The 3,617-nt window shown below is 71.6% G+C and carries 5 protein-coding genes and 1 pseudogene; 5 read left to right on the top strand and 1 reads right to left on the bottom strand.

Going from position 1 to position 3,617, the window contains the following annotated elements; translation table 11 throughout:
• Positions 1-168 (bottom strand): annotated as a pseudogene (locus tag G6017_RS17360) (nicotinate phosphoribosyltransferase); the annotation flags it as partial.
• A 104-nt stretch (positions 169-272) separates the two neighbouring features.
• Between G6017_RS17360 and clpS the strand changes: the two are divergent.
• From clpS to G6017_RS13320, 5 genes are all read left to right on the top strand, one after another.
• Complete coding sequence (clpS, locus tag G6017_RS13340) at positions 273-566, top strand: ATP-dependent Clp protease adapter ClpS (RefSeq protein WP_370650897.1); 294 nt, start codon at positions 273-275, stop codon at positions 564-566.
• A 4-nt stretch (positions 567-570) separates the two neighbouring features.
• On the top strand, positions 571-1,182 hold the full coding sequence (locus G6017_RS13335; protein WP_182617781.1) for a DUF2017 family protein: 612 nt from the start codon (positions 571-573) through the stop codon (positions 1,180-1,182).
• A 10-nt stretch (positions 1,183-1,192) separates the two neighbouring features.
• Positions 1,193-1,876, top strand: a complete 684-nt coding sequence (locus tag G6017_RS13330; protein WP_179524844.1) for a rhomboid family intramembrane serine protease — start codon at positions 1,193-1,195, stop codon at positions 1,874-1,876.
• Positions 1,876-2,688: a glutamate racemase gene (murI, locus tag G6017_RS13325; RefSeq protein ID WP_182617779.1), complete on the top strand. Its 813-nt coding sequence runs from the start codon at positions 1,876-1,878 to the stop codon at positions 2,686-2,688. The genes G6017_RS13330 and murI overlap by 1 nt, the downstream gene beginning before the upstream one ends.
• An 82-nt stretch (positions 2,689-2,770) precedes the next feature.
• The gene (locus G6017_RS13320; RefSeq protein ID WP_182609463.1) at positions 2,771-3,550 is read left to right on the top strand and encodes an MBL fold metallo-hydrolase; all 780 of its coding nucleotides are present in this window, start codon (positions 2,771-2,773) and stop codon (positions 3,548-3,550) included.
• Positions 3,551-3,617 lie beyond the last annotated feature (67 nt).

Here is a 3,617-nt window from a genome sequence, read left to right as displayed (position 1 = left end):
GCGACCCGCCGGGAGCCGCCGGGCGAACACCTCGAACACACAGGGGCGGTCGGCGGTCCCGTCGGCCAGTGCGGCCCGGATCATCGTGAGCTCGTACTTGTCCGTGAGCAGTGCGCTGGACGGACGGCCCGGCGGGTGAGGGGCGCGCGTCGGCGCGGTCGCGGTCACCCGGCTGACTCTACGGCGTGGCCGACCCGGCGGTAATCCGTATCCTTGGCCGTATGCACACCGTGACCACACAGATCGCGGACGACCGGAGCGTCGTCCCCGTGATGGCGATGCCGTCGGCCGCGCCCGTGGAAGCCACGGACACCGAGCTCGACGCCGGGGTGGACAGTCCCTGGCTCACCGTGGTGTGGGACGACCCGGTCAACCTGATGAGCTACGTGACCTTCGTGTTCCAGCGGGTCTTCGGCTACAGCCGGGAGAAGGCGCACGAGCTCATGCTCAAGGTCCACAACGACGGCCGCGCGGTGGTCTCGTCCGGTAGCCGGGACAAGGTGGAGAACGACGTCCGGAAGCTGCAGGAGGCCGGACTGTGGGCCACCATGCAGCGGGAGGTCTGAGCCCGTGAAGGCCTGGCAGCGCAAGTCCTCCCTCACCGGCCCCCGGGTCAAGGCGGTCATGGAGGGTCACGAGGTGCAGATCCTCCACGCCCTGGTGTCCAACATCGTCGACATGCTCGAGCAGCGGCGCGACTCCGCGCCGAGGGACGAGCTGGCCGAGATCACCGGGATGCGCAGCGGCCACTCCGAGCTCCCCGTCGAGGCCCCGCTCGCCCGCCTGCTCCCCGACTTCCACCGGCCCGAGCCGGGTGGGGGATCGGACGCGGACGCCGCCGCGGTGGCCCGCGCACACAACTCGGGCATGCGCATGATCCACGAGCCGGAGATCATCGACGTCAAGCTCGCGGCGGCGTCGACGGTCCTGAAGTCCCTCCCGGCGCGTGGGGGGACTGTATCGCTCAGCCCCGAGCAGGCGCAGGCCTGGATGGGGTGTCTCAACGACGTCAGGCTCGGCCTGGGCGCGTTGCTGCTCGAGGCCGGGGCGGTGGACGGCGTCCCGGCCACCGACATCCCCGAGTTCGTCGCGGAGGACGACCCGAGGTCGGCGCACCTGGACGTCTACCACTGGTTGACCTTCATGCAGGACTCCCTGTGCACCGCTCTGACCGGGAAGTGAGGAGAACACGGTGAATCCAGATCCACGCACGTTCCGGGCGGGGGGCGTCCAGACCGCCCGGCCCGTCCCTCAGGGGCCGCGCCGCTGGCCGGCACTGATCCTGCTCTTCGCCTTTGTCGCACTGATGTGGGTGGTCGAGGCGGCCGACCAGGTCATCCAGGCCACCATCGGGCCCCCGCAGGGGCTCGACGGCTACGGGGTGCGTCCGCTCTCGACCGACGGGCTCCCCGGCATCATCTTCCAACCCTTCCTCCACGGGGACTGGGCGCACCTGATCGGCAATTCGATCGCCCTGCTCGTCCTGGGATCGATCATCGCGATGTCCGGGATCCGGCCCCTGATCAGCGTCACGCTCATCTCGTGGCTGGCCTCGGGTGTCGTGTCGTGGGTCCTGGGCGGCACCGGGACCGTCCACATCGGGGCGTCCGGCATCGTGTTCGGCTACATCTTCTACGTGATCGTCCGGGGTCTGTTCTCCCGCCGGTTCCTGCACCTGGTCGTGGGTCTGGTGATCGGCTTCTACTACGGGTTCGAGGCGCTCGCGGGACTGTCCCCGATGCTGGACGGCGTGTCCTGGCAGGGTCACCTCGGCGGGGCCATCGGCGGGGTCCTCTCGGCGTACGGACTCAAACGCGACCGGACGCCACAGGCGGTCACCGCCGGGCAGCGGCGGAACGCCGGTTCGCCGAGGTGATGTCTCCCGATCCACTGGCCCCGGTCGGGGTGTTCGACTCGGGGGCGGGTGGACTCACCGTGGCCCGGGCGATCATGGACCAGCTCCCCGACGAGTCGCTGATCTACGTGGGGGACACGGCCAACGGTCCGTACGGGCCGCTGCCCCTGGCCCGGGTGCGCGAGCACGCCCTGGCGGTCGCGGACTCCCTCGTCGACCGCGGGGTCAAGGCTCTGGTGATCGCGTGCAACACCGCCTCGGCGGCGATGCTGCGGGACGCGCGCGAGCGCTACCCGGTACCGGTGGTGGAGGTGATCCAGCCGGCGGCCAGGCGGGCGGTGGCCACCACGCGCTCGGGCCGCATCGGGGTGATCGCCACGCGCGCCACGGTCGCGTCGCTGGCCTACGACGACGCCGTGGCCGCGGCGGCCGGGGTCCACCTGACCTCGGTGGCGTGCCCGAAGTTCGTCGAGTTCGTGGAGCGCGGGATCACCAGCGGTCGGCAGGTCCTGGGTCTGGCGGAGGCGTACCTCGCGCCGATCCGGGACGCGGACGTGGACACCCTGGTCCTGGGGTGCACCCACTACCCCCTGCTGTCCGGGGTGGTCCAGCTCGCGGTGGGCGATCACGTCACGCTGGTCTCCAGCGCCGAGGAGACCGCCAAGGACGTGCTGCGCGTGCTCACCGCCGCGGACCTGCTGCGCCCCCACGACGCGGCGGATCCGGCGACGCGGGAGTACCTCGTGACCGGTGACCCGGACAGCTTCCGAAGGGTGGCGTCCCGGTTCCTCGGACCCGGTCTCGTGTCGGTCGGCCTCGCGGGTGCGGTGTGATCCCTCCCCGCGGACCGGTTCCCGGTCGCCCGCCGGGGCACACTCCGGGCGACCTCGCGCCGGCCGTGGCACGATGGTGCCCATGTTTCTGACTGTCCTGGGTTGCTCGGGGAGTATCGGCGGACCCACCTCGCCGGCGTCCGGGTATCTGGTGGAGGTCGAGGGGGTCGCCCCGGTCGTGATCGACATGGGGCCGGGGGTGTTGGGGGCTCTGCAGCGGTACATCGCGCCGGAGGACGCCACGATCCTGTTGTCCCATCTCCACGCCGATCACTGCCTGGACGTCCCGGGCCTGTTGGTGTTGCGGCGCTACGGTCCGGAGGCCGAGCGCGCGGTCCGGGTCCCGCTCATCGGGCCGTCCGGAACCGCGTACCGGATCGGGGTCGCCTCGGCGGAGGAACCGGGGGCGGTGGACGATCTGTCGGACACCTTCGAGGTGGGGTCGTGGGATGTCACGCCCGACGTGGAGATGACGGGCGACGACGGCGAGGTGGGCCTGCGCGTGCGGGCCGACCGGGTGGATCACCCGCCGGAGTCCTACGGGATGCGCCTGACGTCGGAGTCCGGTCGCGTCCTGGCCTACAGCGGTGACACCGCCTACTGCGACTCGCTGGTCGAACTCGCGGCCGGCGCCCACGTGTTCCTCTGCGAGGCCTCGTGGACCCACGAGGAGGGCCGCCCGCCGGGGATCCACATGTCCGGTGCCGAGGCCGGCCGGACCGCCCGACTGGCCGGGGTGGGCCGTCTGGTGCTGACCCACATCCCCCCGTGGACGGACCGCGAGGCCGTGCGCGCCGAGGCCGCCGCGCAGTTCGACGGCGAGGTCCTGTTGGCGGAGCCTGATCTCAGGCTCGAGGTCTGAGCGTCGGGTTCCGGGGCCCGGTGTCCGAGGCCCGGTCTCCGGGTGCCGGCCGCTAGTATCGGCGGGA

Source organism: Dietzia sp. B44 (genome assembly GCF_014145245.1).
GTDB lineage: Bacteria > Actinomycetota > Actinomycetes > Mycobacteriales > Mycobacteriaceae > Dietzia > Dietzia natronolimnaea.
The sequence above is the reverse complement of the archived record's forward strand: the minus strand, read 5'-3'. Positions and strand labels throughout refer to the sequence as shown.